At 44.4% G+C, this 6,476-nt stretch carries 4 protein-coding genes; 1 reads left to right on the top strand and 3 read right to left on the bottom strand.

The features are described from left to right. The coding region (gene cas5d / locus GEI7105_RS35220) for a type I-D CRISPR-associated protein Cas5/Csc1 (protein WP_071592043.1) at window positions 1–237 on the bottom strand (237 nt) is incomplete at its 3' end. A 383-nt stretch (window positions 238–620) separates the two neighbouring features. Here cas5d and GEI7105_RS0119925 point away from each other — a divergent pair. Further along, window positions 621–1,778: an ISL3 family transposase gene (locus GEI7105_RS0119925; RefSeq protein ID WP_026097647.1), complete on the top strand. Its 1,158-nt coding sequence runs from the start codon at window positions 621–623 to the stop codon at window positions 1,776–1,778. On the opposite strand, the gene cas7d is transcribed toward GEI7105_RS0119925, so the two are convergent. Continuing rightward, window positions 1,775–2,677: a type I-D CRISPR-associated protein Cas7/Csc2 gene (gene cas7d, locus GEI7105_RS0119920; RefSeq protein ID WP_017662195.1), complete on the bottom strand. Its 903-nt coding sequence runs from the start codon at window positions 2,675–2,677 to the stop codon at window positions 1,775–1,777. The two genes, GEI7105_RS0119925 and cas7d, sit on opposite strands and share 4 nt — an antisense overlap. 274 nt (window positions 2,678–2,951) lie before the next feature. Further along, window positions 2,952–6,476: a type I-D CRISPR-associated protein Cas10d/Csc3 gene (gene cas10d / locus GEI7105_RS0119910; RefSeq protein ID WP_017662193.1), complete on the bottom strand. Its 3,525-nt coding sequence runs from the start codon at window positions 6,474–6,476 to the stop codon at window positions 2,952–2,954.

The raw sequence follows: 6,476 nt of genomic DNA, 5'->3' as shown, positions 1-6,476 counted from the left end.
ATGGTTGAGTTGGCTCAAATGTGCCTCGTATTGAGGGACTTGATGACGACAAAAATATCGATACTCATTGTCTGTTTCGACACGAGTGCCGTAGCGATCGCTATCGACGAATCCCAACGCATAACACAAGGCGTAATTGTGCAAAATGGGTTCAGTTTCATACAGCCGTCCGATTTCCCGCGTCGCAAAATACAAACTGTCGTGAAGTTCTAGACGACAGCGATAAATATAAGTCACAATTTACATCTCCAAGTCATTGTGTAGGGTGCGTTAGGCGGAGAAACAAAGTGTGTCTAAAGACGAACCATTTTATTTCCGCCGTAACGCACCGTTGTCAAACCCATTCCCCAAGTTATTGTATCGGGTTCAGAAACAAATTGAATTTTTGCCGTAACGCACCCTTCAATTAATTAAGACCGAGCCGTAGATTTCTTGCTCTTAATATGAGCTTTCTCGTAAGCCTTGGCTTCTCGGTCAGCCTGTTGCAAAATCGATTGAATTCCCTCTTCTGAAGAAGTCAAAGACTTCACCTCTGCCAACAACGACTGAAAATCATCGCGGGTCTTCGGAGTTTGAGGTGATAATAGTATAATAGAAAACAAATGCAGGCGGATCTAAAGATGAACTTTTTTGTAGAAGACTTAATCAACTTACCCAAAGTAAGAGTGAGAAGCGTGGTCAGGGAACGCGAAGCAATATTTTTGCAGCTAGGCTTTAGAGAAGAGGAAGTTGCCTGTCCTCATTGTGGCAAAAAGACGGGCGAACTTAACCAAACACGAACCGTTAGAGTTCGAGACTTGCCCATTTCGGGTCAACTCGTATATTTGCAAATACCACGGCGTCAGTTTTACTGTAAAAAATGCCAACAATACTTTACAGAAGAACTAGACTTTATTGAAACTGGTCGAAGGTTTACTAGGCGGTACGAAGAATATATTTACGAGCGAGTAATCGCTAGTAGCGTCGAGCAAGTTAAAAGAGAAGAAGACTTGTCTTGGCATCAGGTAAATGGAATTCATCAACAGGTATACGAACGCAAAAAAAAAGTAAATTGGGGACAAGTAAAAAGGTTGGGTTTGGACGAGATAGCAAAACATAAAGGTCACAAAAAATTTGTGACGGTAGTGAGCGATTTAGAGAAAGGAGAATTGATAGAAGTCATCGACTCTCACCAACAAGAAGAAATCGCTGAAGTTCTTCTACAGCAACCGTTAGAGGTCAGAGAGGCAGTCGAAGAAGTCAGTGTAGATATGTGGGGAGGATTTCCAAAGCTTATCGAAAAAGTGTTTCCCAATGCCCAAATTGTCGTCGATAGATTTCACGTTATGAAAGCGGTGAATGACAATCTAAATAAAATCCGAAAGCAGGTGAAGTTTAAAATCAAAATCAAAGGAGCAAAATGGTTATTGCTGAAAAACCAAAAAGACTTAAAAGAAGAGGGATTGGAAAAATTAGAGGCCGTTTTAAAACAGTCAAAACGTTTACGAAAAGCTTATCAGCTTAAAGAGGATTTTAGAGAAATTTATGAAACAACTCAAGACCCAGAGAGCGGAAAAAATAAATTTAAAGAATGGTTGTGTAAAGCACAGAGTATTTATGGTGATGCTGTCAAGACAATTCGCAATCATCTTAACACAATATGTAATTATTTCTTGAGCCGAACAACCAATGGTGTTATGGAGGGTATTAATAATCGTCTTAAACTGATAAAGCGTCAAGCTTATGGCTTTATAAATTTTGAAAATATGCGAATGCGCTTTCTGTCTTGCTTTACTTAATAAGTTTTTCTTATCACCTTGTTTTGCGAAGACCCATCATCGCCAATAAAATCAGTATGAACGATAAATTCTTCATTCATCAATTCTTGAATTGCCTCCGTCGCCTTTTCCAAAACTATATCTTCGTCGAGAGGATCGATCGACTCGATAACTTCCGATGGCAAGCGATCGAAAATTGCCTGAGTCCAACGCAAGTTACTGACAATTTCACCGTCGGCAAATACCACCCCTAACAACTCGTTGCGAACTCGTCCCGTCCGGGTAGTTTGTGCGCCGTAATGCCGCGTCCGCATAATATTATTAAAGACGTACAAAAAGCTAGCTTCCGTCGGATCGCGCAAAGTGACGATGCTGGGAAAAAATACTTGCGGACGAATGTGATCCTGTTGGTTAATGCGACTCGTCACTTCACCGGGTTTAGAACCCGCTTCTCCCTTAGACGCCATCGTACCGCTTTCGTAAGGTGCGTTGAGGGTAAAGGTTTCATGAGACTCATCAAATGGCGTGATGGAAAAGGCAGTATCGACTACCACTTTCGACTTTTCTGAACCCGAATCGCCGATAGCAAATCCATAAATAATACAGTCGGGATTGTCCATGCCAAATTTGACGTTATATTCGCACTCTTCAGGTTTCACCAGTTCGTATTTCCGCAACAGTTCCCGTCCCACTAGGCGTTCTGGCGTGGATTGTTTGCGTTTGAACATAGACAGGCGACTGATGGTTTGTCGGTTTTCAATTCCGGCACGAACGCGAGCTTTGTTGAGTTCGCCATCAGTTTGAAACAAGGGGTAAGATTCTGTCACGCGAAGGGTCAGAAAATGAGCGTATTTTCCCATCGGTTTGTAGGGAATTTCGCTGTGAAATAATTTGAAATCGAGTGTTTTGAGAAATTTCATGAGTCGGGTGTCCTGCAAAAAATTCAATTTGGATAAACAGTCGGCTGGGGTGAACGCAGTTAGGACTTATGCCGAAACTCGGTTTCTGAATAAAATCCTGTTATTTCAGTGTCAGAATGATAACAAAAAACCGAGTTTTTTGACGCAATGGCGTAACTCCTGCGCGGTAAAAGTCCAAGATACAAAGTTTAAGAGTTCACCAATTTTTTAAAAACGAGATTCCGAACAAGAAACTTACTAGATCTGTAAGTTTAGTTCGGGACGATTCAAGACATTATTCCTCCTCGATTTTCGCCTCAGATGCCTCTTTTTTGGCTTTGTCAGCCTTATTTTCCTTGTCTTGTTCGAGGCGGTAAAGAAATTCGCAAGTATCGCGAAGTAAGTTGAGTTGAGTTCCCGCCAAACGCGCTCGATCGCCTTTAAAGGCTTTCTCAAATACCTCTTCCACGAAGTAGCGAGAAAACGCTAAAACCGCTTGACGTTCTGCTTCACGATCTTGAATTTGCCAATAGCCTTCAGCATTCGAGGCGCGAACGCGATCCATGAGTTTGAAGACTTCCGCCGCAACGACAGCGACTAGGGTTTCCCCGTGAAACACGCTCGTTTCTGCTTTTAACAGCGTGTCTGAGGCAATATCGATCGGTTTGAGAACGGCGTTCGATTTGGGATTGTACTTTTTATTAGCTCGATAAAACTTGCGATACAATTCGACGAGTTTTTTCGGATGGTTGAGGGGTGATTCAGTTCCCACAGTTAATGTCTCCAAAGTTCGATCGACCTCAACATAAGGGTCAAAACAGGGGTACAAGTCATAGACGTACAGTTGAATTCGTTTGGGACTCGGTGCGTCGGTTTCCCGCGCACGCGATCGTTTGGCAAGATAGGAAAATACATAAAGCGGACTGGTTTCTAAATTGTTGGCAAGTTCGGAAAATTTTCCCCAGTTGGCATCGTAGCCTTTTTTACCTCGTTTAATATTGACATCGAGATGAATCGTATAAGCGGCGGTGAGGGTATTGAGGGGAGACGGATGAAGAAAGTCTTCGAGTTCTGAAGTTTCGCGATTTCGGACGAGTTCCGGCCAACCTTCGAGAAGGTGGTGAAGTCGGAATCGATCGCGTTTGAGCAAAACTCGGAACGCCTGGGGTGCGCTGTCGAGAAAAACGGTTTCTTCAAATTCTGCACCATCGCGAAATGGCGGAATTGGCGATTCTGACACCACAGTTTTGACATCGAGAATATTGGGAAATGCTAACGCTAACCAAGCTGGCATCACCCAAGATTCGGTATCGGTGGGTTCCCGTCCGGGAGGTAAAGCAATAAAGTAAAAGGTGAGCGGTTTGTCTGGGGGGTAAGACAGTTTGAAGGTGCGATCGCTCTTGCGATTGGGATTGCCTTCCGGTAACTTGACTTTCTCCTGTAAATCTTCGTCGATGATAAACGCATCGACGGTTTGATAGCGTTCGAGACTCAAATCGGCTTTGAGTTCTTTGGGGTCGATAAAGCGATCGCGAATGGCTGCATTGAAGCGAGTTTGTGCGATGTTAGCATAGGCACGAGCGATGAAATTGTTGGTTTCTGGTGTAAAATAGTAAGTTGGGTAAAAATAGAGATAGCGATATTTGCCATCTTCAAATCGTTTACCAACCGTTTGAGTCTGATTCATCAAGATTTGTCGCAACATCATTTCCGTTCCCGCAATGCTAGAGATGTTGCGTTTGGCGTTAGATCCTCCCAACATTTGCTTGTTGGTGTACACTTGCGGCGTGAACAACACGGCGGATTCCATTTGTTCGCTGACGCTGTAAGGAGAGTGAGAGAGAGAACAGAGAAGTTGACGGCCGCGACCGGGTTTTTTAGCCGCTTGGTAGTTCTCGAGTTCTTTCAGGAAAATTTTGGCGCGATCGTCGGTATTTTCGTCGCGAGTTTGACCGGGTAACACCACCACTCGCCGCGTCCAATCTCGCAAGTCATCCCAACCATCAGCGAGATCGTATTCAGCGACAATGGGAGTAGTTAGCTGGAGAACGAAGCCGATGATTTGTTCTCCAACTTTACGAATGTCATCGTCACTTTGTCCGGGGTTTTCTTCGAGATACTTCGCCGCCAGGAAATACCACTCGTAGGGAACGCCGCCGGTATTTCCTTTAAGTTTTAAGCTTTTGAGCGTTTCGTTGATTTGCTGGATTTCTCGAATTTGCGGAATATAGCTCTCGAGTTGCCACGCTTTAGCAATTTCAACAATTAAATTCGGATCGGGAAGTTTGGAAATCGCTTCTTTGGCTTTCTTTCCTTTGTGGGTTTCCTTTAAATAGGCTTCAATGCGCGATCGCCGATCGCCCCAAATTTTACGAGTTGCCACATCTCCAAATTCAGCAATACGATCGATCCGAATGTCGTCCTCAAAGTTGAAATCGTAATTTTCTGAGAGAACCCCTTGAGTTTGAAATTTTTTCAGGTTGTCGCTGCGACTTTTAGAAACTGGTTTTTTATTTTTGAGAATCCGAAGCGTCGCATCGAGTGCCACTTCCATCAAGCCGCAATCGTCGAAAAACTGACTGTAATAGTCGGCGTACTTCATTCCCTTTCCATCGCGACCAAATCCCGTTTGTTTGCGACAAAGTTCACCTGCACAGAGAGTTTTAATGCTAGAAACCACGCGATCGGGTAAATCGTCTAACGAAACTTGCTCTGCATTTTTGGGAGTCATATAAATGACACCTGTGGGAAGATAGAGAAGAGGTGTATAGTCGAGTTCGCGATGTGCGTCCATCACGGCGTTGTTAACGATGTTAGTGAGAACGCCTCGGTTTTCAGAAATGGCGTGATAGGTAAATTTGAGTTCACCGTCACTGAGTCGATCGAGAACTTTTAAAAGACTGCGTTTCTCGACATCTTGGGGATGTTTGATAATCGACGCCAGACGATCGGCGAGACAGGTGAGATCGATGAGACTCTTTAAGGTTCGATCGCGAATTTCGGGATTTAACCCGGTATCGGAAAAATTGAGATTCGTATCGTTTTGCGCTTGCGTGTTGTAGGCGATCGCAAGCAGATCGTCGCGGTAGGTTCGCCACTGCTGGGGATTGTCGGGAAACAGAAATCGATCGATTCCCAACGCAGGAACGAGAACGTCAAACAGTTGGCGATGTTCGTCGAGGGACAGTTTGCGAATGTCGCGATCGATGTCTCGACTCATTCCCCGGTAAGCGTCGGGAATTCCAGGGATGCGATGGTAGTCGAATTTTTCAAAGTCGTGGAGAACGAATCCCGCCAGTCCGATTTTTCGGCTAAAGTCATCGATAACTCGGCGAACGGTGGTGTTGAGCGTTTGCAATTTACGCTCGATCGCGTTGGCGGGAAACAGTCCATTGAGAATATGGGTATTGAGCGACTGATCGGCGGCGTTGTCGCGACGAACCGATTTATGTTCTTCTTCAGTGTTACCGCGACGAACTGCTTCAATTTTTTTGATGGCTGCTCGTCGATCGAGTTCTTCAAAAAACCATCCCCCTTTCGCCGTCACGCCAATGGTGTATTTAAGTAAGTTAGGTAATACGAACTTCGCAAACTCCGCCATCACCAAATCTTCAGGATGGGTTTTGTCAATCGCTTCTTGTAAGAGTTTAAGCGTGAGCAGTTCGCTGGAGAGTTCGATCGTGCGATCGCCTTCTTCCTCCGTCGAGCCGATCTCTTCGGAACTCAGCGACTCAAAATCAAATTCTTCAAATTCTTCAAAATTGTTCGTCATGTCAAATAAGTTGAGTTGTTGGGAGTTTTCGGGAGATTGAGAAGACAT

It is taken from the genome of Baaleninema simplex PCC 7105 (assembly GCF_000332355.1).
GTDB lineage: Bacteria > Cyanobacteriota > Cyanobacteriia > Cyanobacteriales > Geitlerinemataceae > Baaleninema > Baaleninema simplex.
Note: the sequence above shows the minus strand (reverse complement) of the source record. Positions and strands in the feature narration are given on the sequence as shown.

Coding starts and splice junctions, on each gene's coding strand:
- cas10d (WP_017662193.1), bottom strand. CDS start 6,476: ATGTCTTCTCAATCTCCCGAAAACTCCCAACAACTCAACTTATTTGAC.
- GEI7105_RS0119925 (WP_026097647.1), top strand. CDS start 621: ATGAACTTTTTTGTAGAAGACTTAATCAACTTACCCAAAGTAAGAGTG.
- cas7d (WP_017662195.1), bottom strand. CDS start 2,677: ATGAAATTTCTCAAAACACTCGATTTCAAATTATTTCACAGCGAAATT.